At 39.2% G+C, this 25407-nt stretch carries 24 protein-coding genes, 1 tRNA gene and 1 pseudogene; 18 read left to right on the top strand and 8 right to left on the bottom strand.

What is annotated here, in order from left to right; translation table 11 throughout:
* The 12 genes from F8R90_RS28155 to rfbD all read left to right on the top strand — a co-directional run.
* On the top strand, nt 1-2388 hold a 2388-nt coding region (locus F8R90_RS28155), incomplete at its 5' end, for a glycosyltransferase family 2 protein (protein WP_196513423.1).
* The gene (locus tag F8R90_RS28150) at nt 2385-4562 is read left to right on the top strand and encodes a glycosyltransferase family 4 protein (protein WP_196513422.1); all 2178 of its coding nucleotides are present in this window, start codon (nt 2385-2387) and stop codon (nt 4560-4562) included. The genes F8R90_RS28155 and F8R90_RS28150, both read left to right, overlap by 4 nt.
* 41 nt (nt 4563-4603) lie before the next feature.
* Nucleotides 4604-5917: a hypothetical protein gene (locus F8R90_RS28145; RefSeq protein WP_196513421.1), complete on the top strand. Its 1314-nt coding sequence runs from the start codon at nt 4604-4606 to the stop codon at nt 5915-5917.
* A 71-nt stretch (nt 5918-5988) separates the two neighbouring features.
* Complete coding sequence (locus tag F8R90_RS28140; protein ID WP_196513420.1) at nt 5989-7287, top strand: glycosyltransferase; 1299 nt, start codon at nt 5989-5991, stop codon at nt 7285-7287.
* Nucleotides 7280-8350, top strand: coding sequence for an NAD-dependent epimerase/dehydratase family protein (locus F8R90_RS28135; protein ID WP_196513419.1), 1071 nt, complete (start codon nt 7280-7282; stop codon nt 8348-8350). The genes F8R90_RS28140 and F8R90_RS28135 overlap by 8 nt, the downstream gene beginning before the upstream one ends.
* Before the next feature lie 35 nt (nt 8351-8385).
* Complete coding sequence (locus F8R90_RS28130; RefSeq protein WP_196513418.1) at nt 8386-9459, top strand: NAD-dependent epimerase/dehydratase family protein; 1074 nt, start codon at nt 8386-8388, stop codon at nt 9457-9459.
* Nucleotides 9460-9552: 93 nt separating this feature from the next.
* Nucleotides 9553-10473, top strand: a complete 921-nt coding sequence (locus F8R90_RS28125; RefSeq protein WP_196513417.1) for a glycosyltransferase family 2 protein — start codon at nt 9553-9555, stop codon at nt 10471-10473.
* A 140-nt stretch (nt 10474-10613) separates the two neighbouring features.
* Nucleotides 10614-11462 carry a glycosyltransferase gene (locus F8R90_RS28120; protein WP_196513416.1) on the top strand — a complete coding sequence of 283 codons (849 nt, stop codon included), beginning with the start codon at nt 10614-10616 and terminating at the stop codon, nt 11460-11462.
* Between the two features lie 150 nt (nt 11463-11612).
* Nucleotides 11613-12680: a glycosyltransferase family 4 protein gene (locus tag F8R90_RS28115; RefSeq protein WP_196513415.1), complete on the top strand. Its 1068-nt coding sequence runs from the start codon at nt 11613-11615 to the stop codon at nt 12678-12680.
* Nucleotides 12681-12777: 97 nt separating this feature from the next.
* Entirely contained in the window at nt 12778-13854 is a 1077-nt protein-coding gene (locus F8R90_RS28110) for a glucose-1-phosphate thymidylyltransferase (RefSeq protein WP_196513414.1), read from the top strand.
* 116 nt (nt 13855-13970) lie between these two features.
* Nucleotides 13971-14516 (top strand): dTDP-4-dehydrorhamnose 3,5-epimerase, encoded by a 546-nt coding sequence (gene rfbC / locus F8R90_RS28105; protein WP_190898828.1) that lies wholly within the window; start codon nt 13971-13973, stop codon nt 14514-14516.
* Between the two features lie 36 nt (nt 14517-14552).
* On the top strand, nt 14553-15443 hold the full coding sequence (gene rfbD, locus F8R90_RS28100; protein WP_196513413.1) for a dTDP-4-dehydrorhamnose reductase: 891 nt from the start codon (nt 14553-14555) through the stop codon (nt 15441-15443).
* Between the two features lie 190 nt (nt 15444-15633).
* Here the strand turns inward: rfbD and F8R90_RS28095 are convergent, their stop codons facing one another.
* Complete coding sequence (locus F8R90_RS28095; protein ID WP_196513412.1) at nt 15634-16374, bottom strand: 2-phosphosulfolactate phosphatase family protein; 741 nt, start codon at nt 16372-16374, stop codon at nt 15634-15636.
* A gap of 330 nt (nt 16375-16704) precedes the next feature.
* Between F8R90_RS28095 and F8R90_RS28090 the strand changes: the two genes are divergently transcribed.
* Both F8R90_RS28090 and F8R90_RS28085 read left to right on the top strand, forming a co-directional pair.
* Entirely contained in the window at nt 16705-17124 is a 420-nt protein-coding gene (locus tag F8R90_RS28090; RefSeq protein WP_190898833.1) for a BlaI/MecI/CopY family transcriptional regulator, read from the top strand.
* Nucleotides 17124-17963, top strand: a complete 840-nt coding sequence (locus F8R90_RS28085; RefSeq protein WP_196513425.1) for a M56 family metallopeptidase — start codon at nt 17124-17126, stop codon at nt 17961-17963. Before F8R90_RS28090 ends, F8R90_RS28085 begins: the two co-directional genes overlap by 1 nt.
* A gap of 221 nt (nt 17964-18184) precedes the next feature.
* Here the strand turns inward: F8R90_RS28085 and F8R90_RS28080 are convergent, their stop codons facing one another.
* Nucleotides 18185-18433, bottom strand: a complete 249-nt coding sequence (locus F8R90_RS28080; RefSeq protein WP_331000737.1) for a hypothetical protein — start codon at nt 18431-18433, stop codon at nt 18185-18187.
* 97 nt (nt 18434-18530) lie between these two features.
* On the opposite strand from F8R90_RS28080, the gene F8R90_RS28075 reads away from it, so the two are divergent.
* Together F8R90_RS28075 and F8R90_RS28070 are read left to right on the top strand one after the other, a co-directional pair.
* Complete coding sequence (locus F8R90_RS28075; RefSeq protein WP_196513411.1) at nt 18531-18737, top strand: hypothetical protein; 207 nt, start codon at nt 18531-18533, stop codon at nt 18735-18737.
* A gap of 142 nt (nt 18738-18879) precedes the next feature.
* Nucleotides 18880-19827: a class I SAM-dependent methyltransferase gene (locus F8R90_RS28070; protein WP_196513410.1), complete on the top strand. Its 948-nt coding sequence runs from the start codon at nt 18880-18882 to the stop codon at nt 19825-19827.
* 151 nt (nt 19828-19978) lie between these two features.
* Here the strand turns inward: F8R90_RS28070 and F8R90_RS28065 are convergent, their stop codons facing one another.
* The gene (locus tag F8R90_RS28065; protein ID WP_196513409.1) at nt 19979-20398 is read right to left on the bottom strand and encodes an ATP-binding protein; all 420 of its coding nucleotides are present in this window, start codon (nt 20396-20398) and stop codon (nt 19979-19981) included.
* 324 nt (nt 20399-20722) lie between these two features.
* Between F8R90_RS28065 and F8R90_RS28060 the strand changes: the two genes are divergently transcribed.
* Complete coding sequence (locus tag F8R90_RS28060; protein WP_196513408.1) at nt 20723-21514, top strand: hypothetical protein; 792 nt, start codon at nt 20723-20725, stop codon at nt 21512-21514.
* On the opposite strand, the gene F8R90_RS28055 is transcribed toward F8R90_RS28060, so the two are convergent.
* The 5 genes from F8R90_RS28055 to F8R90_RS28035 form a co-directional block, all read right to left on the bottom strand.
* Nucleotides 21511-22689: an aminotransferase class V-fold PLP-dependent enzyme gene (locus F8R90_RS28055; RefSeq protein WP_196513407.1), complete on the bottom strand. Its 1179-nt coding sequence runs from the start codon at nt 22687-22689 to the stop codon at nt 21511-21513. The two genes, F8R90_RS28060 and F8R90_RS28055, sit on opposite strands and share 4 nt — an antisense overlap.
* A gap of 24 nt (nt 22690-22713) precedes the next feature.
* Nucleotides 22714-22785 (bottom strand) — tRNA-Asn (locus F8R90_RS28050).
* 154 nt (nt 22786-22939) lie between these two features.
* Complete coding sequence (locus F8R90_RS28045; protein ID WP_196513406.1) at nt 22940-23491, bottom strand: NYN domain-containing protein; 552 nt, start codon at nt 23489-23491, stop codon at nt 22940-22942.
* A 239-nt stretch (nt 23492-23730) separates the two neighbouring features.
* Complete coding sequence (locus F8R90_RS28040; protein WP_190898839.1) at nt 23731-24408, bottom strand: ABC transporter ATP-binding protein; 678 nt, start codon at nt 24406-24408, stop codon at nt 23731-23733.
* A gap of 13 nt (nt 24409-24421) precedes the next feature.
* Entirely contained in the window at nt 24422-24694 is a 273-nt protein-coding gene (locus tag F8R90_RS28035) for a hypothetical protein (RefSeq protein WP_012410874.1), read from the bottom strand.
* A gap of 354 nt (nt 24695-25048) precedes the next feature.
* Between F8R90_RS28035 and F8R90_RS28030 the strand changes: the two are divergent.
* A pseudogene (locus F8R90_RS28030) lies at nt 25049-25407 on the top strand (photosystem II D2 protein (photosystem q(a) protein)); the annotation flags it as partial.

Genomic DNA, 25407 nt, shown 5'->3' with positions numbered 1-25407 from the left:
GAAACTTCCCAATCTCTGCTACAAGCAACTCAAGCTGAATTGGAAACTTCCCAATCTCTGCTACAAGCAACTCAAGCTGAATTGGAAACTTCCCAATCTCTGCTACAAGCAACTCAAGCTGAATTGGAAACTTCCCAATCTCTGCTACAAGCAACTCAAGCTGAATTGGAAACTTCCCAATCTCTGCTACAAGCAACTCAAGCTGAATTGGAAACTTCCCAATCTCTGCTACAAGCAACTCAAGCTGAATTGGAAACTTCCCAATCTCTGCTACAAGCAACTCAAGCTGAATTGGAAACTTCCCAATCTCTGCTACAAGCAACTCAAGCTGAATTAGAAACTTCCCAATCTCTGCTACAAGCAACTCAAGCTGAATTAGAAACTTCCCAATCTCAACTACAAGCAACTCAAACTGAATTAGAAACTTCCCAATCTCAGCTACAAGCAACTCAAGCTGAATTGGAAAGTTGTCAAAATTTTGTCTCTTGGATGGAAACTAGCAAATTTTGGAAATTACGAAAAATATATTTAAATTTAAAAGAAAAAATAACCTATGGGATAAATCCACCTTTATTAAAACTTGCTAATAAGAGTATTACTATAATCCGCAAAGAAGGCTATCAGATATTTAACAAACGAGCGTTGAATTTTTTAAACAATCAAATGATGAGCTTTCGGACTAGGTTTAGTTTCGCAGATACATTAGTAGCAGAAGTTTTGCAAAATTTGGCTGACTCTTCAGAATATGATCAATGGATTAAAGACTACGAGTTTACAAATGAAGAACTTAAACAACAAAAAATTAAAGCTTTATCTTTTAATTACCAACCTGTTTTAAGTGTTATCCTCCCGGTTTATAAATTACCTTTAGTTATCTTAAAAGAGACAATAAATAGTGTATTGCAACAAACTTATGCAAACTGGGAGTTGTGTATTGCATTTGCAGATATCAGTAATTTACAAACAATTGAATACATAAAAAAGTTAAGCTTACAAGATAAACGATTTAAGCTAGCTATCATACCAGAAAACAGGGGGATTTCTGGCAACTCCAATGTTTCTCTAGAAATGGCTACTGGTGAATTTATAGCTTTACTAGATCATGATGATTTATTATCACCTTGGGCATTTTATGAAGTAGTAAATGAACTAAACAAGCAGCCAGACTTAGATTTCATCTACTCAGACAAAGACTGTATTAGTGCAAACAGCATGGTACGGTCTCGGCTCCTACTCAAGCCGGAGTGGAGTCCAGAAATTTTATATTCAGCTAACTACTTAACTCATTTGTGTATCGCTCGTCGCGCTCTTGTGAATCGTATAGGCGGATTTAATCCAGAAACTGATGGAGCACAAGATTGGGATTTATTTTTACGTATTACAGAACAAACATCACGTATTGCGCGAATTAATTCTGTACTTTACCATTGGCGCATTATACAAGGATCAACTTCTTTGGGGATAGATTCTAAACCTTATGCACTTGAAGCACAACTGAAGTCTCTTAAAGATCATCTGAGTCGAACGCAACTACCAGCAACAATTTCAGCACATCCAGAATGTGGTTTTCGATTAGAATGGAAAACTCCACCTGCTAAAGTATCAATTGTTATTGATGGTGATGTTTCCTGGGACTACTTATCAGCTTGCATAAGTGCTATTTCGGAATCTGCTGACCCGAACTTGCATAAAGCCAAAATCGTTTTACCTGAGTCTAATTATTATTTACAAGCAAGTGAACGGGAAATACTCATAGAACAAATCAATTTACCTGTTGATTGGCTGCTGGTGGGTGAAGGAAATTCTAAGCTAGCAACTTTAGCAGAGGCAGCGAAACAGGATACTACTGATGTAGTTTTATTCGTATCAGGCCAAGTCGTTAAATTTGAAAAGGGATGGATAGAAGAATTAAGTGGTTGGGTTCTTAATCATCCAGATATTGGATTTGCTTCAGCCCTTATTGTGACAAATCAAAATATAGTTGTTGAAGCTGGATTGATTGTTGATAAATATGGCAATGGCTCTCCATTATTTTATGGCAGTAACTTATATTCTTGGGAAATATTTGGTGGAGCATTATGGTATCGAAACTGTAGCGCTAGCTCTCCTTGGGCAGTAGCTTTTAGTTACGAACATTACTTAGCATTAGGAGGATTATCTATAGATTCTTCTTCTGTGCAGCATTCAATGATTAAGCTTTGTCAAGCTAGTCGGGCTACTAATAAACGTGGTTTGTTAAATCCCCATGCGAGAGCGTTTTTGCTAGATTTACCGGGTAATAATGTGCCAAAGTTTGATGATTCATTAGCAGATGATCCTTATTTTCATCCTGCATTTGCATCTGTAGTTCCTTTGAAATTAAGATCAAAAAATGGAGAAGTTTCATGAAAATTCCAATATTTATCAAGAAGCTAATTAAAAAGAGCTTAATTCCCCTAGACAAAAACCTAATTAAAAAGAATTTAATTCCACTAGATAAGTACACTGAAGATGCGACTGCATTAGCCGCAGTCATGGATTTTTCCTACAGTGACATTTCTCAAGTTCAGCAACATCCAGAAAGAGTTGTTAAATCTGGGCCTCATATTGTCAATTGGTATCTACCATCCTTTGAAAATGCTTTTTATGGCGGAGTCATGACAATACTCCGAACGGCTGATTATTTACTGCAAAAAGGAGGAATGCATCAAAGATTTTTGATTTGTGGTGAAGCCAAGGCTGATGTTATTTTTGGTAATATTATTAAAGCATTTCCAGAATTAAAAACTTGTGAAGTTATAGTTCTTAACAGTGCACAAGCAATTGAGAATATACAACCCGCAGATTTTTCAATAGCCACACTTTGGACAACAGCTTATGTATTGCTAAAGGTTCAAAATACGGGATTGAAGTTTTATTTTATTCAGGATTTTGAACCTTTATTCTATCCAGCCGGCTCTACCTATGCTCAAGCTGAGGCAACATACCGTTTTGGATTTTATGGGATTGCGAACACTATTAGTTTAAAAAATATATATGAAAGTGAATATGGAGGAGAATCTATTCACTTTACTCCCTGCATAGATACTAAAGTTTTTTATAAAGATGATAGTTACAGGAAAGATAACCCTAAACGGATCTTTTTTTATGGTCGTCCCGGACATCCTCGGAACTCTTTTGAGCTAGCAATTACAGCTATGCGTCAACTCAAAAATCGCTACGGTTCTAATATTGAAATATTATCTGCTGGTGCAAACTGGAAGCCTGAAGACTATGGGTTAGAAGGAGTGATAGAAAATCTGGGTTTGCTAACTTATGAAGCAACAGGAGATTTATATCGTTCCTGTCATATTGGACTATCTATGATGATGACTAAGCATCCCTCTTACTTACCATTTGAGATGATGGCGTGCGGTGTATTAGTCGTTTCTAATATCAACAATAGTACAAAATGGTTATTGAAAGATAGGCAAAACTGTCTTTTATCTTATCCAAGCGCTACATATATAGCTGAAACAATATCAGAAGCAATTGAACGATATGAAGATTTAGAACATATTAGAATTAATGCTGCCCAAGAACTAATAAATAACCATGCAGATTGGGCTGTTGAAGTAAAAAAAATTTATAAATTTATTCTCCTTGTTCTCAATGCCGAGACTAAATCTAATGGCGTTTTAATGCAATCTAATGGCAGTATTTTCGGCTCAATGTTATTTTATGTAAGAAATGGATATCGTCACTACGTGCCAGATATAGATTGGATAAATGATAATGGATATACTTGGCCTGATGATATTCAAATAGTAAGTGACGAAACGTTGCTAAACCTTCTTGCTGCTCGTCCAGCTCCACATTTTTGGTCATTTGCAGATTGGCAGAATCCGCCAAGGAATTGTAGTAGTATGCAGATGCGGGAAATAGCTGCATCTAGACTCAGTGGAAATGGGATAGAAGTTGGTGCCGCCTGGTCTCCATTTCCAATACCTTTGAATTGCCATGTTCGATATGTAGATAGATTACCTAAAGATGTTCTAAACAATCAGCTTCGTCCTGGTAAAGATATTTATAATTTGATAGAACCAGATTTAATTACTGATTTAGAAACTTTAGAGGGCATTGAAGATAATACGTTGAATTTTATAGTTGCCTGTCATGTTATAGAACATACTAAAAATCCCATCGCTGTATTGGAGAATGCTTATAATAAACTTTGTAGTGGAGGTTATTTAGTATTGGTAGTACCAGATAAAGAAAGAACTTTTGACAAAAACCGCGAATTAACTAAATTAGAACACTTGATTTTAGATTATCAAAATCCTTCATCGGACAGAGATAGAGAACATTACGTAGAATTTTTTAAATTTGCTTATCCAACAGAACCCAATAAACTAGATGAGATAGTAGAGAAAATGTTCTATGAAAAAGCTGATATTCATTACCACACATTTACTTATGAAAGTTTTGCTTCAATGATAGATTATGTATGCAAAAATATTAGTCCTTGGTTATCTGTGTGGTCGCAACCTACTCTATCTAATTTAACAGAGGATATCGAATTTTATTTTGTACTAATAAAATAGTTTCTACTGATAATACTATGTAATACAGTGGTAAGGGAGTCATGAAAATTAACCGTACTACCTCTTCACACGATCCAAGCGGACGCAAATTATTTTATGTTCATATAATAATGTTTCTGCTCGCTTTTATAATAATTATATCTAGGCGACCTGATGCAATTTTAAATCCTCAATTTTGGGCAGAAGATGGAACTGTGTTTTATGCCCAAGCATACAACAATGGAATTCTAAATTCATTATTATCACCTTACGCAGGGTATCTACATGCCGTCCCCAGATTAACTGCGACATTTAGCATGTTGTTCTCCTTAAAATCAGCACCACTTGTTTTTAATTTGATTGCCATTATAATTCAAATTCTCCCAGTAACCTTTTTAATTTCCTCGAGGTTTTCAAAATTAATACCAAACATAAATTATAGAATTGCTATATCGTTTCTCTATTTAGTTTTACCTGGATGCTATGAGGTTAATGCAAATATTACTAATGCACAATGGCGCATAGCACTTTTAATATTTATGGCTATTATTGCTAAATCATCTCATGTTTTAGTTAATTTGTTTGACCTCATAATCATTTTGATAGGAGGATTAACCGGGCCTTTTTCAATCCTGATAGTGCCCGCGATTATATTTTTAATTTTTGCAACAAAAATTAGTAATAAAAAACTCAATGATTTATTTTATTTAAAATTCCTAGTGCTGATATGTACAGCATTAACCCAAATTATAGTTATTAATACTAATCAAATTGGTCAAGAAAGAATGAGTAAAGTAGGCTCTAATTTTTTATCTTTTAATGATGTAAGGAAAATATTAGAAATTTTAACAAATCAAGTTTTCTCAATGAGCATTTTCGGTACTAATGTTACTAATTATTTCATAAATGTATTGCCAGATTTATTGTATATTATTTTGAATATAACTATATTAGTTTTAGGGATTATTGTCTCAGTTTATTTGTTGCTTAAATCCCCTTTGGAACTAAGATCATTTATAATATTCGCGGCTCTTATTCCTTTTACAGCAATAGCTTTACAGTTTCCTAATATAACTTTGTTTGAGCCTATTGGTGTCGGTGCACGTTACTGGTTTAACTTAGTATTAGCCTTTTCATTAGGAACTATATGGATTTTTCACAAGGCATACAGCCAAAAAAATCGCATTGGGAAGATGTTCGCTTTAACGATACTAGCAACTATGTCAATTGGCATAGTAACTGACTGGCAACATCCGGCTTTTACTGATTTTAAATTTGCTCAGTACGCTGATAGATTTATGGAATTACCAAATGGACATGAAATGATAATTCCAACTAATCCAGAACCTTGGTCTATAAAATTAATTAAGCATTAGCTAGTAGATCCAATTATTTATTAAGTTCATTAAATGAAATTTATTATTCATGATTTTAATAAACATACATTATGCTAAAAAAATTATTCCAGCCCAAAATACTAAAGTTTTTACTAGGTGGTGGTTTAGCAGCTGCACTGAACTTAGTATTGATTTATTTAATAATTGAAAAGCTAGGGTTCAATACACCTTTTTTGCGTAATATTGCTAATGTAGTATCGATTGAAATTTCCCTAATATTTAGTTTTTTTATTTACCGGACTTGGGTTTGGACTGGCGGTATTTGGAACATTAGAGAAGTGTTATTCCGACAACTTCCTCTTTACCATGTTTCTGCTGGACTTGCAGTTATTACCCGCATTTTATTTATTTTTCCGATTTTAGATTGGTTGAAAGTTAACTATGCTATCAATACTATAATAGGCGCACTTGTGAGTGCATCGATTAATTATTTGATTAGCGATCGCTTTGTATTTAAAACCCCAACACAAAAAACATGGGCTACATATTATCCAGAATCATTGTCCCCAGCTCTATCATTAAATTCTACCTTGATCAAAGATGAATCAATAACGGTAGATGCTTCAAAATCTGTTAAGACTTTATCAATAGTAATTCCAGCCTACAATGAAGAAGACTGCATAGTTCAAACTGTTCACACTATTAGCAGAGTTTTGGAACAAGAAAAAATAAATTACGAAATTTTAGTCGTTAACGACAACAGCAAAGATAACACAGAACAATTATTACAGCAGATAAATTCTGAAAATAGTAAGCTGCGTTACATCAATAATTATTATCCTAACGGCTTTGGCTTTGCAGTTCGCTGTGGGTTAGAAAATTTTACAGGAGATGCTGTAGCGGTAGTTATGGCAGATAGTTCAGATGCACCAGAAGACATCGTAAATTACTACTATAAACTGCAAGAGGGATACGATTGTGTTTTTGGTTCCCGCTTTATTAGAGGAGGTAAAGTTATTGACTATCCCAGCCACAAATTAATTGTAAATCGTTTAGCTAACTTATTTATTAAAATTTTATTTGGTTTAAATTTTAACGATACTACTAATGCATTCAAAATTTATCGTAAAGATGTTATTGAAGGCATCTCTCCATTAGTATCTCATCATTTCAATTTAACAGTAGAAATACCACTCAAAGCCATAGTAAGAGGGTACTCTTATACAACTATTCCCATAACTTGGAGAAATAGAACTACAGGAGTTTCTAAGCTAAAGCTAAAAGAAATGGGCAGTCGATATTTGTTTATAGTTCTCTACATCTGGCTAGAAAAACATTTATCGCGTGGAGATTATCATCTAAGCAAAAAAAGACTGCTAGCAAATCAAAGGTTTAAATCAAATGGCTGAGAATATTCTGATTTTAGGAGGAGCTGGTTTTGTTGGCAGTTCCTTAGCAATTAATTTAAAAAAGCATCACTCGTCCACGAAAATTATATGTTTCGATAATCTCCGAAGGCGTGGTTCAGAACTAAACCTTCCTAGATTTAAAAATTTAGACATTGACTTTATTCACGGTGATATTCGCTCTCCTAGCGATTTAGATCCCGCAATCTTTAATTCCGTCGATACTATCATTGATTGTTCTGCTGAACCTTCTGTCCTTGCAGGATTTGCCTCTCCACAATACGTCCTGCAAACGAATTTATTAGGAACTATTAATGTTCTTGAACTAGCTAGGCAAATCAACGCTCGTTTACTCTTCCTCTCCACTAGTCGCGTTTATCCGATTGAAACGCTTAAGTCAGTTAACTTAGTAGAACTACCAACCCGCTTTAGCATTGCTCCTGAACAGACAATATCGGGAGTATCTCATCTTGGGATAGCAGAGGAATTTCCACTTCAAAGCTACCGTTCTCTTTATGGTACTACCAAACTAGCCTCGGAAATGCTAATCGAAGAGTATCGGCAAGCTTATGGTATTCAGGCAATAGTCAACCGTTGTGGTGTAATTACAGGGCCTTGGCAAATGGGTAAAGTTGACCAAGGTGTTTTTGTTTTGTGGTTAGCCGCACACTATTTTGAAAAATCTCTAAGCTACATAGGCTATGGCGGTACAGGTAAACAAGTTAGAGATTTATTACACATTGAGGATTTATTAAGTTTAATTAATTATCAGTTAGAAAATTTTTCAGAACTTGATGGGGATGTTTTAAATGTTGGTGGAGGTGCTGATAATAGTCTATCTCTATTAGAAACTACTAAACTATGCGAGACAATCACTGGTAAATCTATTCCTATCAAATCAGAAGAAATAGCCAGACAAGGTGATATCCCCATTTATATTACGGACTCTTCCAAGATAAGTTCTAAGACTGGATGGGAACCAATCATGAGTCCAGAAAAAACTCTCAGAGATATTTATAACTGGATTATTGAGTATGAAACAATCCTAAAGCCCATTTTATCCTAAACTGTTGTTTGTACTATGAGGTGAGTCAAAATCTTATGCCCACCGTTTTAATTACTGGTTCATCGGGTCTAATTGGTTCGGAATCCGTTCATTTCTTTGTCCAAAACGGTTTTCATGTTGTCGGTATCGATAATAATATGCGGGCGGTATTTTTCGGTGAATCTGCCTCCACAGACTGGAATCGTCGTATCCTAGAAGATAAATATGGTGATAGTTATCGTCACTATGATATTGATATCCGCGATCGCTCCGCAATAGAAAACCTATTTCAAGAATATTCTTCCGATATTTCTCTCATTATCCATACAGCAGCACAGCCATCCCATGACTGGGCAGCAAAAGACCCTCATACAGATTTTACAGTTAATGCCAATGGCACTTTAGTATTACTAGAAGCAACTCGGCAATACTGCCCTGATGCAATTTTTATATTTACCTCAACTAACAAGGTCTATGGCGATGCTCCTAATTATCTACCCTTGCAGGAGCTAGAAACTCGCTGGGAAATTGAACCAAATCATCAATATACAGAAGGCATTGATGAGTCAATGGCAATCGATAATTCCAAACATTCTCTATTTGGTGCTTCTAAAGTTGCCGCAGATATACTAGTTCAAGAATATGGTAAATACTTCGGCATGAGAACTGCTAGTTTTAGAGGAGGTTGCCTAACTGGGCCGAACCATTCTGGCGCTCAATTGCACGGTTTTCTAGCGTACTTAATGAAATGTACTATTGCTGGCGAAACCTATACCATTTTTGGCTATCAAGGCAAACAGGTTAGAGATAATATACACAGTTACGATCTTGTCAATGCTTTTTACCATTTTTATCAAAATCCCAGATGGGGAGAGGTTTATAATATTGGGGGTTCTCGGCATAGCAATTGTTCTATGTTAGAAGCAATATCAATTTGCGAAAATCTCGTGGGTAAAAAGCTGCAATCCACTTATACAGAACAGAATCGCTCTGGCGATCATATCTGGTATATTTCAGATGTCAGAAAGTTTCGTTCTCACTATCCAACTTGGGAATATAAATATAATCTTCGACAGATACTAGAGGAGATTTATTATGCCCAAGCATCTAGAAATATTGGTTATTCATAAGAGGTGTTTTAAAAGTATCTAGATATTAACTTTTGTTAGCTCATCATTAGAATATAAAACCAATAAATCGAGTTGTTACATACATCTAAATAAATGACAGCAAAAGTTGCAGCTTACATAACTCTCTATAAGGATAAGCAAGCTGCTAGCAAGTGTCTGCAAGCAATTAAATCTCAATCTATAACAATAGATATTGTTTTCATAGTAGATAATTCCGAACAAGAATTACTAGAACCTGATAATAGTGCGTCAATTTTGATACATCATTATCCTGAAAATATTGGCATTGGTCAAGGCTTGGCACTTGCGCTGGAATGGGCAACAAAAGAAGGTTATGATTTTTTATGGACTTTTGATCAAGACAGTTTACCGACGAAGAATTGTTTGGAAATTCTCTTGGAAACTTACAATAAGTTTTCCCTAGAGTATGGTAACAAGATTGGGATTATTGCTCCTACTGCCATTGATCACAAAACTGAAGAAGTTGTACAGGGAGCAGTTTTTGTAGGAGACCAATTTATGGGTTGGAAGCACAATAAGAATGTTGATTTTTATGAGTGCGACTCTCCTATAACTTCTGGTTCTTTGATTTCCATTGCTGCTGCTAAAACTGTTGACCCTCCTCGTGCAGAATTGTTTATAGATGGGATTGATCTTGACTATGGACTGAGATTACGACAACAAGGATTCCATAATTTGATAGTTACTACAGCTATCATATATCATAATTTTGGTAATCCAGTTAAAGTCAAGTTTTGCCAACGAGAAATAATTATTCACCAATATTCTGCTCTACGTAACTACTACATTACTCGAAACCATACTTATTTAGAAACTCGCAACGCTGAAGGTTTGTATCGACTAACCAGTTGTGGGCGACGCATAAAATATTTACTCCGCAGGATAGTTACAATTTTGCTGTATGACCCGGAAGACAAAACCTTAAAAGTATGGGCTTGCTTGCTGGGAACATTTCACGGTTTTCAAGGAAAGCTTGGAAAAATTTGGTGTTGAGTTATTAAAAAGAGAATTTAACTCAATAGTGAACAAGAAATAATTCAATAAAATTACTTCTATCAGAGCGGGTCACTTATCAGTTTTTATATGAAGTATTTTCAGCAAAATTAACTAAGTTTTAGCTCAATTAAACTATAGTGATTTATTTTTTAATTGTTAATTATTATTCTACAAATTTAGTATTGGAATTAATCAATTCCATACGGAAAACAAGCTATGTTGACTACAAAGTAATTATCATCAATAACTCACCTGATGATAATTCTATTGATCTTCTCAAAACTGAATCTGTATTGATTTTTGATGCTGGAACTAATTTAGGTTTTGGTTGTGCTTGTAATTTAGGCTTAAAATGGATTTACATTCAAGATCCCCAAGCGTATGTTTGGATAATCAATCCAGATGCATATTTTATAGAAAATAATTTAGAAAAAGTTAAGCCATTTTTTAAGTTGCATCCAAAAATTTCAATTCTTGGTACACTTATCTATACACCGACAGGTGAAGTTTGGTTTGCCGGCGGTCGATTTATTCCTAAAACGGGCGCAATCATTACCCAAAAAAAATTAACAAATATGGATGTAGACTATGTTAATTGTGATTGGGTTTCAGGATGTAGTCTAATCGTTAATTTGAATAATTTTACTGAATTTCCTCATTTTGATACTGCTTATTTTCTTTATTATGAAGATGTAGATTTTTGTTTACGCTATGCTAATCAAGGACATTTAGTTGCTATAAATAATAGTTTTCCAGTGCTGCATCAACCATCAAGTATTACTAATAGAAATGTTTTCAAGAAAATAAGAAACAGTACGTATAGCTATTTGTTGACAATGGATAAATATACAAATAGATTTATCTTTAGTATTAGATTAATTTTTCAAATATTGAAGGCTATTTTAGGGATTATACTAAAACCACAAGCTGCGTTAGGGAAAATTTGTGGTATATGGGATTATATAATAAACAACCAGAACAAATAATGGATTAAAATATATTATTAATATTCCAATAAAAAGTTTATTATGTAAATACTAAAATAGACTATTATCACTACTAAAATTATTTTGTTGAACTATAAATACTTATTAAATAAAAAATAGACTAAATTATTTTATGGTTAATTATAAATAATGACATTATTAATTAATCTCTCCTTTCTATTAACTAAACCTACAGGTATCACTACCTACGCTCTCAATTTGCTGCCTCACTTAGAACAACTTTATCCTACACTCCTAGTTTCTCAGAATATTCCTGGTTACAACTGCTACCCAATTCCTCCTAACCAAACCGCAGAACAAGGGATAAAAGGTCATTTGAAACGACTTGTTTGGACGCAATTCCAATTGCCACAAATCTATAGAAAGCTAAAATCGCAGATTTTATTTTCCTCGCTTCCAGAAGCACCCCTTTATAGCAACTGTCGTTTTGTCGTGATGGTTCACGATTTTATCCCGTTGCGTTTTCCTAAACGTTTTTCACCACTGACACCCTATCACCGCTACTACATTCCCCAAGTCATTAACCAAGCACAACACATTATTTGTAACTCTCAGGCTACAGCTAAAGACATCACAAACTTTTACGGAATTCCTGCAAACAAAATTACTCCCATTCCCCTAGCCTACGATCGCACTCACTTCTTCCCCCTAAATCTACCTAAGCGCAACTACTTTCTCTACATTGGTCGCCAAAACGCCTACAAAAACTTACAGCGACTGATCGCTGCTTTTGCTGCGTTACCTAATAGCAAGGATTATGAATTGTGGTTAGTAGGGCCAAGTGATTCGCGTTACACCCCTACTTTAAAAGCGGAAGTAGCAGAACTAGGTATAACTAATCGGGTAAAGTTCCTAGACTATGTACCCTATGGCGAATTGCCAAAAATTATCAATGAAGCGATCGCTCTCGTTTTCCCTAGTCTCTGGGAAGGCTTTGGTTTACCTGTCCTCGAAGCGATGGCTTGTGGTACTCCCGTCATTACCTCCAATCTCTCCTCCTTACCAGAAGTAGCTGGCGATGCGGCGATTCTGATCAACCCCTACAACACCGGAGAAATTACAGAGGCGATGCAGGTTATTGCAACTGATTTGGGGTTGCGATCGCGTCTTTCTAGTCAAGGTATTACTCACTCCCAACAATTCAGTTGGGAAAAAACAGGAAAAGCAACCGTCGAAGTGTTATCCCGCTACATATAAAAGATAAACTAACGCCAGATTTAGATCCCAGGATTTAGGATTTTGTCCAGATTTCAGATTATCTTGACTAATGACTCATAATTAATCCTTAATCCCTATGAAAGCACTAATTCTCTCTGGCGGGAAAGGTACACGCCTACGTCCCCTCACCTATAGCGGAGCAAAACAACTCGTGCCAGTTGCTAATAAACCTGTTTTATGGTATGGCATTGAAGAAATGGTCGCTACTGGTATTACTGATATTGGCATCATCATCAGCCCGGAAACCGGGGCAGAAGTCCAAGGGAAAACTGGCAATGGAGAATGCTTTGGAGCAAACATCACCTACATAGTACAAAAACAGCCAGCCGGACTTGCTCATGCCGTCCAAATCGCCCGTCCCTTTTTAGGAGATTCTCCCTTTGTCATGTACTTGGGCGATAACCTGATTCAACTAGGTGAGTTACGTTACTTTCTGCAACAATTTAGCCAACAACAACCAGATGCTTTGATTCTCTTGCGTTCGGTTGCAAACCCTAGCGCCTTTGGTGTGGCTGAGGTCGATGAAACAGGACGGGTATTACAGTTAATTGAAAAACCCAAAGTTCCTCCTTCAAATCTGGCATTGGTAGGAGTCTATTTCTTTTCTCATCTCATCTTTGATGCGATCGCAAATATCCAACCTTCCGCCAGAGGCGAACTAGAAATTACTGATGCTATTCAATACCTCATTAATCAGGAAAAGCAAGTTTTAGCTTACAATCTCAAAGGTTGGTGGTTAGATACTGGTAAGAAAGATGACTTACTAGAAGCTAACCGATTGATTCTCGATACCTATCTGACAGCATCAGTTCTTGGCGAAGTCGATGCCCAAAGTCAGATTATTGGGCGAGTCCAAATCGGTACAAACTCTAAAGTAATCAACTGTACAATTCGGGGGCCAGTAGTCATTGGTAACAATTGTCATCTAGAAAACTGTTTTATTGGCCCTTATAGTAGTATTGCTAACAATGCGACACTCATTGATACAGATTTAGAACACAGTGTGATTTTAGAAAGTGCTAAAATTGCCGGAATCCATCAACGCATTATTGATAGCGTGATTGGGCAAAGAGCACAATTGACCCTTGCACCCCGTCGCCCCAAAGCCTTACGATTTATGATTGGCGATGACTGTCAAATTGAATTAACGTGATGTACTTGTTAAAAACAGGAAAAGCCACAGTTGAAGTGTTACCTGCTAGCTGTAAAATACAAGCATTAAATTACTCTCACAATTAACACTGTGGCAGATTACTCGAAATAATATTAATGAGCATTGTACATACCAAAATTCCCGAAGTCATACAACTTGAACCCCAAGTATTTGCAGACGATCGCGGGTTCTTTTTTGAAGCCTACAACGATCGAAAATTTGCCCAAGAGACTGGTATTGTTACTAACTTTGTTCAAGATAACCACTCTGGCTCAAAACAAAATGTCCTGCGGGGATTGCACTACCAAATCCAACAACCCCAAGGTAAACTTGTCCGGGCTATTGTTGGCACTATCTTTGACGTAGCCGTAGATATTAGAAAAAGTTCGACTACTTTCGGTAAGTGGGTGGGTTATGAACTCAGTGCTGAGAACAAACGCCTACTGTGGATACCACCAGGCTTTGCTCATGGCTTCCTGGTGCTTTCAGAAATAGCCGAAGTTCTCTACAAAGCTACAGATTACTACGCACCCCAAGGCGATCGCACAATTCTATGGAACGATCCAGATTTAGCTATAGATTGGCCCCTAAGTGCGTCACCGATTTTATCAGCTAAAGACCAAGCCGGTAAACCTTTGAGAAGTGCTGAAGTATTTGATTAAGCTTGATGATTGCGTTAGGTTCGAGAACTAATTAGGATGAGTCAATCAATTTTGCTGATTGGTAGCAATGGTCAAGTGGGTAAGGAACTACAACAAATACTCCCATCCTATGGCGATATTATCTCAGTAGAACGCCCAACAGTAGACCTTGCCCAACCCGATACCCTCCGCAACGTTATCAGAGCAAAGCAGCCGCAAATCATAATTAACGCTGCTGCTTACACTGCTGTAGACAAAGCCGAAAGCGAAGCTGAACTTGCTACGGCTATTAATGCTACTGCACCCCTAATTATTGCCCAAGAAAGCCAAAAGTTAGGAGCTTTTCTAATTCATATTTCGACCGATTACGTTTTTGATGGCAATGGGTGTAGCCCTTATCAGGAAACCGATGTAACTAATCCTTTGAGTGTCTATGGTAAAACCAAACTCGCTGGAGAAGAAGCTATTCGGGAAACTTGCGCCCATCATCTCATCCTCCGGACTGCTTGGGTTTATGGAACCTTTGGCAAAAGTAACTTTGTCAAAACCATGCTGCGACTAGGTGCAGAACGCCAAGAACTCCGTGTTGTCGCCGATCAAATTGGTAGCCCGACTTGGGCGCAAGACATAGCCGCAGTCATAGCCCAGACGATTCCCCAGTTAACCCCAGAAATTAGCGGCACTTATCACTACACTAATAGCGGCGTTGCTAGCTGGTATGACTTTGCCGTTGCCATTTTTGAAGAAGCCCAACAGCTAGGCTTCCCTTTAAAAGTTGAACGTATTGTCCCCATTACAACTGCCGACTATCCTACACCAGCCCGTCGCCCAGCCTATTCTGTGCTTGCTTGTGGAAAAATTGCAGCAATTCTAGGGACTTATCCCCCCCATTGGCGACAAAGACTCCGCCAAATGCTCAAAGATTTGAAAATTGGATATGGGGAATAGGCATTGTTAATTAACGCCGTGTACGACTTTCTCTAAAACCTAACCCCCAAACCCTTCCCTGCAAGGGAAAGGGAGAAATAATCAAAGCCTCTCCCCGTTTCGGGGAGAGGAATGGAAGCGGGGTTCCAATCACATAATTGCACATCGTCGCGTTAATTAAGTTTCTTCCCTATTCCCCACTCCCCATTCCCTATTTCTTTTGACTTTTTAATACTCCTGTTTCATGTTGTATTGGCAAGACATCTAAAATATCAGTTTGGGAACAATATTTTAAATCATCTAGACAGTCAAGACGCAACAATCGTTGGCCGTGACTAGCTTGGTGAAGTAATCCCAATAAGTTATCTTGCCACTGAGAGTAAAGAGCGATCGCACTAATTACTTCATCGTTACCAGCGAGTTCTTCAGGTGACAACTTGGTTTGCTGCAAAATACTATGAGCGATCGCACCTGCACAAACTGTATCCTCTAAGGAATAACTGCCTTCCCAACCGGAACCGACAATCCACACTGTCTCTGGTTGCTTCTCTAAAAGAAATTGCACCACCGCCGCCCGGTTAATCAAGGCTGCTGCTAATACATTTGGGGAGTCTTGTACCCGTTGTAAAGCACGAGTGCCGTTTGTGGTGCTGATAAACAAGCGCCGCCCTTCTACTAATTCTGGTGTGCAGTCAAGGGGAGAGTTACCCAACTCAAAGCCAGCGACTTTTGCACCGCCGCGTTCTCCAGCCCGCAGCCGTTTTTCAGAGGGCCATTTTTCGCTAACTTCAATTAACTGATCTAAATCGCTGAATACTTGTACAGCTTCGCCTCCAGATGCTAAGACAGTCGCTATTGTGCTAGTTGCTCGCAAGACATCGACTGCGATCGCACATTCTGGCGCTTTATCCGTTGGAGTCAATTCAGGAGTGTGGTATACGAATAACTTCACGGGCTGGATACACCTGTTTTAATACTATTGCCGCAAATAACATTCTACCTAGTTGGTGTCACTAACTATAGTCACAATTGTTCGCAAAGAATTTTTTAGCATCAAAATGCACGATGGTAACCCATTCAATACAAAAATACTCAAAAAGTCCATTTTTATGCTTTTAGACTTTCAGATTTGCTGCACTATCCTGTAATGTAAAACAAGAACAGATTTTCTCAAGCTGTATTTGGCATTCCAAGTTAGCACCACTACGCATCCTGACTAACCTTGCCAAATAGAAACTAAAATTTTTACCTCCACTCCGCTCATCCCAAATCGAAAATCGCTATGGCACCTTTACCCGACTACCGCCCTAAACAACTATCTGTAGGCCCGTTGGAAGCGGAAATTTTAAATATCATCTGGGAACTTGGTTCAGCCACAGTAAAAGATGTGCACGATCGCATTCTCGCTGATCCCAACCGCGAATTAGCGTATACTTCTGTCACCACTGTTTTACGTCGCCTCACTGATAAAGGTTGGCTAGCCTGCGACAAGAAAGAGCGGGCATTCTATTGGCGGCCAATGCTGAGTAAGCAGCAATCAGATGTCATCAAAGCTCACGAGCAATTACAGCGATTTCTAGCGGTGGGCAACCCCGATGTTGTTGCTGCCTTTGCCGATAGCCTAGATGAAGCAGCCAGTGAGCAAATAGCTGCGATCGCCAAACGTATTCAATCTGCACGCCAAGCCAGGGAGGAACAATGATGCATCTGATAATGATTTTGAATGCTTTGGCAGTTGCCTGGTGGTTAAGATCCGCCTGGAATCAACCCCAAGGCAATTGGAATCTGCGGTGGCAGCGATCGCTATTTTTGTTTCTCTTCCCGCCCTTGCTCATTTTCATGACTGCGATCGCTGTGCTGTTCATGGGACCTCAAGGACAAATGGGCGGAATGTATACAGGCTCAATTAGTTATTTACTAGCATTAATTTATTTGGCATTTTTTGCCATTTCATGCATTAAACTTGCCTTCCAGGGTTGGCAGTCAGTAGAATCTGCCCGTAACTGTCCTTTAGTGAATGTTGGCGATAGACGAGCCAGACTGCTGCAAACAGGCGCGCTGTTTGCAGGTCAAATCGGTTTTTGGCAACCAGAACTAGTGGTTAGCCAAGGATTAGTGCAAACTCTTTCACCGGCTCATTTAGAAAGCGTCTTAGCCCATGAGCAAGGGCATCACCATTACAGGGATACGTTCTGGTTTTTCTGGCTGGGTTGGGTGCGTTCCTGCACTGCATGGTTACCGAATACAGAGCCTTTGTGGGAAGAATTGTTAGCTTTGCGCGAACTCCGTGCCGATGGTTATGCAGCATTGCAGGTAGACCCTCTGGTGCTAGCGGAGTCACTTTTACTAGTAGTTAGTAGTGGCCCCGTTTTATCGGAAATTTGCTGTGCTGCATTAGGTTCCTCTGGTGTAGATCGTTTAGAACAAAGAGTAGAAGCTCTATTAGCACCACCAGAACCAACCCCAGAAGCTCAATTGCAATCTTGGCATGGCTTTCTGTTGGCGTTTTTACCTCTACTGTCTGTGATATTTCATAGTTAAGTTGAATTTAGCGACCTACTACAGCACGAAATCGTGATGTTTGTAACGAAAATTATTGTGTTTGTAACAAAAATCAGATTGTTTGTAACAGAAATCGTAGTTTTGGTAACGAAAATCGTAGCGTTGGTAATGAAAACGTATTGTTTGTAACGAAAATCGTAGTGTTTGTAACAAATATCGCGATCAGAACAAATTAACAAGCGGTAATTACGAATTACGAATTACGCTTCTTCTTCTTCTAGCAACTGTTCTATATACTTTTGCACTAAAGGCACTTGAAAAGCATTGCCTTCTGGAGTCAAAATTTCTTTTCGCGTTAGTTTGCGGACAACGCCTTTGTCTTGCTGTGTGGGAGTTTCCCCGTGGATTAAACGCCGAAGCAAATTGCGTAAGCGTAGCCCATTGTAGACATCGCTATCTGTTAAACTCGTCCATAATTCCTGAAAATATTGATCGCCTCGCTCCAGCACAACAGAAATAATCTCTTAAACATTTCGAAGTATTCCCCAAATTTACCAACATCTTCGCTCAAAGAGTATATCTATCAGTGAGCGCAGCGTCACTCACTTGCTTTCTAGATATAACAAGTTACTTAGCTTATGGTTAAAATATCGCCAAAGACTAAAAGCGATAGCCAAACAACAAAGGCGAGTCATATTAGCAATCGATGGGATGCAACCAGAAGTTGGACATGAAGTATTGTGGGTAATTCGTGATTGCTTATCAGGGGAGATTTTATTAGCTAAAACCTTTGGTGCTAGTAGTGTTTGCTGACTCGCTTTCAGTAACAAGCACGGAAATGCAGAGGTTGATGAAGTCGGAATTATTTAAAAAAGATAACATAAAGAAACGGGACTGCTTACCTTATGGTTTAGCTTAAATGTCAATATTTTAACTTGACAAAACTTAAGAAGCTATGATGAACGCCACCGCAAGAATAATGTTGTCTGGTTTCACTAATCTATCGGAAGTTGAACCTCAACCCATCAGTATTACTAAACAGACAATTTTTCAAGAAAACACAGCTTTTGAAAACTTTCTATTTACTCTAGCGCACCAACAACCAGAACAGGCAATAAGATTATTAAATGAATGGATTGAAACACTGCCATCTTATGATGGGACAACAGACGGGTCAGATGTAGTGCTACCTGGGGTTAAAGCACCGATTGATATTCCCAGTCACTGGGCTGAGAAGCCAGTCCACTTTATCCCAAATGGTTTTGCCAATCCTAAAGCCCCGCGGCTGATATACATAGTGCGAAACCAGTACTTCTTCTGTCAAGAGCAAAATCTCAGAGAATGGTTGTGGAAAGTTCACGGGACAAAATCTCCGCAACGTATACTGGATATTGGCTGTGGCACTGGCACTACAACTTTTGTTTACGGAGAACTTTTCCCGAATGCTGATGTCATTGGGATTGATTTAAGCGCTCCTCTGATCCGCTTTTGTAGAGACTGGAAAGCGCAACGTGGCGCTAGTAAAGTTTTTTTCTATCAAGAGAATGCTGAAGTCACACACTGGACAGATAACAGTTTTGACATTGTACATTTCACTTACGTGCTACATGAAATGCCACAAGAGAATGCTCGTAAGATTTTGCAAGAAATGTACCGACTGCTAAAACCAGGGGGAACTTTCAGTGCAATGGAAGTAATGTACGACGAAACAGCACAAGAACGTGAGGCGCGCGTAAGCCGTAGTCGCGCTGCTGAACCATTTCTTGAGGAATATATGCATCTCAACTTGCCAGTAGCAATAGGTGACACTGGCTTTAAATACATTAAGCGGCACTACGATTGTAAATTCCCTAGCTCTGATGGAATGTTTCTAACTGCACTTAAACCCAATACCCGTGAATGAATTTCGCTTCTACTTCTCAAACGCTCTTGATGCGCCCCATCTGAGTGGAATGGCATGCTTGTTTTCAGCAAATTCATCATCTATCTACAAGGTTTTTGGGTGCGGGGTGTAGTATCTTAAAAATCGCTAGCCTCGTCTGTAGTTAGTTATTTCAAATAAATTTCCATTCCTTAATCGCATCTGAAAATGCTTGACGATTCAGCGGTTTAGTTTTCCAAGGGTTTTGCAGATTGCGTTGTTGCCATCCCTGAACATGACTCAGTAAACCTTCAGCTACAGCCTCATAGAAACCCATTTCAGTTTGGCAATCTACACCCCGTAACGGTAGGTAAATTACCACAAAACTATTGCTGTTGTTTAATACTCGCTGCTGCCAAGTCAGAACGAAATAATGTAGCAACGAAGATTTACCAATGTGCTTCTCACCAACTATATTTATACTTGTAGGCTGATCGCCCTTCATCCGAGATGCGATCGCGTGTAATTCATCTTTACGACCGACAAACAGCCTGGGATCTTCAATCATCCCCGCAGCCACAAAAGGATTGGCAGGCAGCGCTCCAGAAGTCATGTAAAGCGTTTATCCTAGTTTTAGCAATTTAAGTGCAATCACCTAAAAGAATAGCACTAGCCCGATAATGTCTTTCTGATCTAGTTCTTGAGTATGTGCTTTTGCCATATCATGAGAAGCCGCAATGATTTATAACACGAGATATAAAACCAATCATTTCTAGGACTTATGCAATAACTTTCTCAAACTCTTATTTCTTTGTGTCCTTTGCGTCCTTTGCGGTTCGTTTTTTCATTATTTTGCGTAAGTCCTGATTTCAATCTGCGATGCGGAAATCTAAATTTTGTGTGTGGGCTGCTTTGAGTAAAGACTACAGTTACAACAATGAGACTCAAAATCTTAGAGCAAACTCCAACATTATTGAAACTACAACTCAAGCCAGCAGCAATCCTCTACTGGTTATTTGGCGGACTCTTTGTAGCAGGAGGCGTTTTGTTGATAACGACACTGGCAAAGACAACTACTTTTACTTGTAATCGGCTTGAACCCACCCAAGAAAGTTGCCAATTAATCACTAAAAGTATTTTAAAATCTCAAGTTAAAAATTGGAATCTCAAAGATGTGCTAAGTGCAAAACTAGACACTAGTACTACTGATGCTGGGAATAGTTATCCCTTGGTACTTCTGACGAGTGATGGTTCAATCCCCATAGATTTAGTAAATGCAGACAGAACTCAGAAGGAATCTAAAGCTGCACAAATTAATGGCTTTCTTAAAAACACACGAGAAGCAAAATTAACAATTCATGAAGATAGTCGTTTGTGGACTTATCCTCTAGGTTTATTCTTAATTGCAAGTGGTGCTGTTTGCATTATTTATATGCTGATGAATGGCACGATCATTTGTATTTTTGATAAAACCCTTGACAAAGCGACTATCGAACGTAAAGGTTGGCTTGGGCAAGAAGTTATTGAAGCTAAACTCTCAGAAATATCAGGGTTGAATATTGATGCAGTCGCAATTGACACAGTAACAGGCACAAGTTCAACTAGTTATAACATTGTCTTAAAATTGGTATCTGACCAAAATATTTATTTGGCTGTTGGCCCAATGTTTACTGCTACAAGTGCAGAACAGACCCTTGATGCGATCGCTACTTTCCTAAAACTAGATTAACCTGAGAGCAACCCCTTTAGAACCTTTGCCAAATACTCATACTGCTCTAAAGTATTGTAAATCTGCGCCGAAATCCTTACCAACAGCCGAGGTTGTTCCTGCCACGGCATCACCTGCACTTGAATACCAAACTTATCAAACAACTCATCGTGTATAGACATGAAATCGCGGTTTTCCAAAGTCGCAGGCATTGGCACAACCGCCATTGAACCAATCATCTCCTTTGGACAAGGCGGCTGCACTTCTAACGCTTCACAAAGTAGCTGTCTTCCCTGCAACACTAGCTGATGATTTTGCTGTCTCAATTCTGTCCACCCGCCAGGTAGCAACGAACCCATAAAAGCGATCGCTTCTGGTACACACATATAAGCTGTAGGATCGTCTGTACCTGTCCAGTCAAATTCCAACTGAAAGCGAGTTTTATCAGTGCGTGGCGAATTTGTCCCGTGGCTAATTGTCAGAGGACGAATTTCTGACTGTTTATCTCGCCGCACATACAAAAATGCTGCCCCTTTTGGCGCACACAGCCATTTATGACAATTCCCGGTGTAATAAGTTGCGCCAATCTCTCGCAAATCGAGAGGAATCATTCCAGGCGCATGGGCACCATCTACCAATGTATCTACACCTCGTTCTTGCAGCTCCTTCGCCAACTCTTGAATCGGGAAAATTAACCCTGTCTGGCTAGTAACATGATCCAAAAGTGCTAATCGGGTTTTTGGTGAAACTCGCTCAATTACTGCTGCGATTACTTGCTGTGGCGAGTCAATAGGGAAAGGAACTTTTGCCACCACCACCCGCGCACCAGCGCGACTGGCAATAAAATCAAGTGCGTTGCGGCAAGCATTATATTCGTGGTTAGTTGTGAGTATTTCGTCCTCTGCTGAAAACGTCAGCGACCTTAACACTGAATTAACGCCAGTCGTCGCATTGGGGACAAATACCAAATCCTGCACATCAGCACCCACAAACGCCGCCAGCTTACTTCTGGCATTGTCTAGCAGGGGTTCCCATTCTCTACCAAAAAAGCGTAAGGGTTCATGTTCTAACTGCGATCGCAGTCTTTGTTGAAACTCCAGCACTTGTTTAGGACAAGCACCAAAAGACCCATGATTCAGAAACGTCACAGTCGAGTCAAGCGACCATAAGTCTCTGATGGATAATATAGAATCCAAAATTTAAAATCCAAAATTGATAAACTCCCCAGGCTGGATTCGAACCAGCGACCAATCGATTAACAGTCGATCGCTCTACCACTGAGCTACTGAGGACCACTCACGATTTATAATCTTAGGGCTAAAAATAGTATTTGGCAAGTACTTTCGCTAATATTTTTTTTAGAAGCTTAATTTAGATAATTTTTGCAGCCAAAATCCATTCAGGAACTTAAGCAGAGACTAGCAGAGACTCTTAAATACTAGATATTTACTGTAATCCCATTCGTAATTCAGCCAGACGCTGCCGCGCCTTAGCATCAATGGCATTAGCTAAAAACCTACTCTTAGATTGTTTGCGCGTATGATACTTTTGTCGCATCCGGCAAACAGTGGTTTCCACTTCCCCACAGAGTTGTTGTGCCGATAACCATTCAGCCCCATACCCTTGTATCATCAACTGCTGTGCCCGATCTGATGTAGCAACAATCACACGAGAAATCAAAGATTGGGCTATTTGGTGGCGAAAAGAAGCGCAGGATTTTTCGATATAAGTATCTGCTGTTTGCCCAAAATCAGTGTAATAAACAGATAAAAGCTCAGTAACAATTTCTTTATTACTAGAGGTGTTCTGATATTGGGCATCAAAAACTATCTGAGTTGTGTAACCTTGAAACGCACTATAACCAGTCATCGCTTCTACAAGTTCACCCCGTGCGGCCTCTAGTCCAACGCTATCACGCGTTTTTTTAAGGCAAGGCCAAGCGCCTATTATATTGTAGCCGTCCACTAACAAAACGGCTTGGAGTAAGGAACGGGGCATGGTTTTTAATCACAATTTTCTAGAGTTAACAAAATTCATTCATAAGTTTTATAATAATTGATGCATTGTCTGTAACACTATGCTACACAGAATAAAAAATACGGTATCCTCACAAAACTAAACCCTAAGACAGACGCGCCAACTTAAAACGCGCCTTTGTTTAAAAGGCGCGTTTCAGTAGTGTTTAGGAATGCTGAGTGCTAAGTGCAATTAATTTTACTTATTTACTCAGCACTTAATTAGGAGGCTTCGCTATGTACCTCCATCAAACGTTGCTTGAGGCGTTGGGCTTCACCCCTATCTACCAGAGAACCTTTTTCTAGCAAGAAAGCACCGTCACAGTAATTTAACTCGTCTAATCGGTGTGTTACCCACAAGGCTGTAATACCTCGACTTTTGACAAGGCGGCGGACACCAGCAACTAAATCCAACTGGCTATCTGGATCTAGCAAGGCAGTGGGTTCATCTAATAATAAGACTTCACAGCGGCGGGCGATCGCACCTGCGATCGCGACTCGCTGTTTCTGTCCCCCAGAGAGTGCATAGATAGGCCGTCGTAGGAGTGTCAGCAAATTCACCGCTCCTAGTGCCTCCTCAACCCTTGCTCTCGTAGCAGCAGGTGGCAACTTTTCTTCTACCAATCCAAAAGCCACATCAGCACCAACCGTTGGCATCACCAGTTGATGATCCGGGTTTTGGAAGACAAAGCCAACGGGGTGCAAAACCCGAATTTCGCCCGATTCAGGAGCTAATAACCCCGCCAACAGTCTAAGTAACGTTGATTTTCCACTGCCATTAGTACCCAAGAGCATCCAAAACTCACCCTTGGGTACTTCTAAAGAGCAAGATTTAATAACTTTCTCTCCATTCGGCCAACTGAAATTTAAATCCTTGACCTCAATGCCCACTTGAGCCATTTGTCAACCTTGGTTACTCAGCAGCTACAGCAAAAAAGCCAGGTGGTCTGCCACCACCTGGGGTTGTACCATCTTTCTGAACAATCTGCACCCCAGAAATTTCACTAGCGCGGACAGCAATTTTTTTCTCTGTCTTGCCCTCGCACTTGAGTTCTACAATGTCAGGGTTCCCAGAGCGGATTGCTGCCAAAATCAGCTGATAGACAGCCTCAGCATCCTCTGCTGACTTACGTTGTACTGAGATAGGGAAAGCAGTGTTTCTGATGCTTAAATCGATGGTAAACATTTAGCAATAATCAAATTTAACTGTAGGACTCATTTTAGCGTCAGCTGACTGATTCTAGGGAAATGGGTATTGGAAGAGGCAGAGGGGCAGGGCGTAGGGAGCAAGGGGGAGAATTCAAATTACCTCTTTCCTCTCTGCTCACCTGCTTTATCTACCTCATCTGGAGCAAAAATTAATTTTTATTACAAAACCCCTAGAAAAATTAGCGATTTACACCTAATATGATTAAAGGTGTGTAAAAAATTGTAAACTTGGTTAACAACCCGGTTAACTTTCTGCTTATGGAAGGCTTTTATATCGCCATCTATAATACAGATACAACCTGTACTTATAAACATTTGGAGATTTGCTCTAATGACCATCGCAGTTGGACGCGCCCCCAGTAGAGGGTGGTTTGACGTTCTAGACGACTGGCTCAAGCGCGATCGCTTCGTATTCGTAGGTTGGTCAGGGATACTATTATTCCCCTGCGCCTTCCTAGCACTAGGCGGTTGGCTGACCGGTACCACCTTCGTCACCTCTTGGTACACCCACGGATTAGCCTCCTCCTATCTAGAAGGTGCTAACTTCCTGACAGTAGCAGTATCCACCCCCGCCGACAGCATGGGACATTCCCTATTGCTGTTGTGGGGACCAGAAGCCCAAGGCAACCTCACCCGTTGGTTCCAATTGGGTGGTTTGTGGCCATTCGTCGCCCTGCACGGAGCCTTCGG

The sequence above is a fragment of the Nostoc sp. NZL genome (assembly GCF_015714705.1).
Taxonomy (GTDB): domain Bacteria; phylum Cyanobacteriota; class Cyanobacteriia; order Cyanobacteriales; family Nostocaceae; genus Nostoc; species Nostoc foliaceum_A.
This window is presented reverse-complemented; position numbering and strand designations above follow the sequence as displayed.

Excerpts from the sequence above, each read along its gene's own strand:
- F8R90_RS28110 (WP_196513414.1), top strand. The coding sequence starts at position 12,778 with ATGAAAGCACTAATTCTCTCTGGCGGGAAAGGTACACGCCTACGTCCC.
- F8R90_RS28130 (WP_196513418.1), top strand. The coding sequence starts at position 8,386 with ATGCCCACCGTTTTAATTACTGGTTCATCGGGTCTAATTGGTTCGGAA.
- F8R90_RS28145 (WP_196513421.1), top strand. The coding sequence starts at position 4,604 with ATGAAAATTAACCGTACTACCTCTTCACACGATCCAAGCGGACGCAAA.
- F8R90_RS28140 (WP_196513420.1), top strand. The coding sequence starts at position 5,989 with ATGCTAAAAAAATTATTCCAGCCCAAAATACTAAAGTTTTTACTAGGT.
- rfbD (WP_196513413.1), top strand. The coding sequence starts at position 14,553 with ATGAGTCAATCAATTTTGCTGATTGGTAGCAATGGTCAAGTGGGTAAG.
- F8R90_RS28135 (WP_196513419.1), top strand. The coding sequence starts at position 7,280 with ATGGCTGAGAATATTCTGATTTTAGGAGGAGCTGGTTTTGTTGGCAGT.
- F8R90_RS28115 (WP_196513415.1), top strand. The coding sequence starts at position 11,613 with ATGACATTATTAATTAATCTCTCCTTTCTATTAACTAAACCTACAGGT.
- F8R90_RS28125 (WP_196513417.1), top strand. The coding sequence starts at position 9,553 with ATGACAGCAAAAGTTGCAGCTTACATAACTCTCTATAAGGATAAGCAA.
- F8R90_RS28150 (WP_196513422.1), top strand. The coding sequence starts at position 2,385 with ATGAAAATTCCAATATTTATCAAGAAGCTAATTAAAAAGAGCTTAATT.
- F8R90_RS28035 (WP_012410874.1), bottom strand. The coding sequence starts at position 24,694 with ATGTTTACCATCGATTTAAGCATCAGAAACACTGCTTTCCCTATCTCA.
- F8R90_RS28090 (WP_190898833.1), top strand. The coding sequence starts at position 16,705 with ATGGCACCTTTACCCGACTACCGCCCTAAACAACTATCTGTAGGCCCG.
- F8R90_RS28040 (WP_190898839.1), bottom strand. The coding sequence starts at position 24,408 with ATGGCTCAAGTGGGCATTGAGGTCAAGGATTTAAATTTCAGTTGGCCG.
- F8R90_RS28045 (WP_196513406.1), bottom strand. The coding sequence starts at position 23,491 with ATGCCCCGTTCCTTACTCCAAGCCGTTTTGTTAGTGGACGGCTACAAT.
- rfbC (WP_190898828.1), top strand. The coding sequence starts at position 13,971 with ATGAGCATTGTACATACCAAAATTCCCGAAGTCATACAACTTGAACCC.
- F8R90_RS28085 (WP_196513425.1), top strand. The coding sequence starts at position 17,124 with ATGCATCTGATAATGATTTTGAATGCTTTGGCAGTTGCCTGGTGGTTA.
- F8R90_RS28060 (WP_196513408.1), top strand. The coding sequence starts at position 20,723 with ATGAGACTCAAAATCTTAGAGCAAACTCCAACATTATTGAAACTACAA.
- F8R90_RS28070 (WP_196513410.1), top strand. The coding sequence starts at position 18,880 with ATGATGAACGCCACCGCAAGAATAATGTTGTCTGGTTTCACTAATCTA.
- F8R90_RS28065 (WP_196513409.1), bottom strand. The coding sequence starts at position 20,398 with ATGACTTCTGGAGCGCTGCCTGCCAATCCTTTTGTGGCTGCGGGGATG.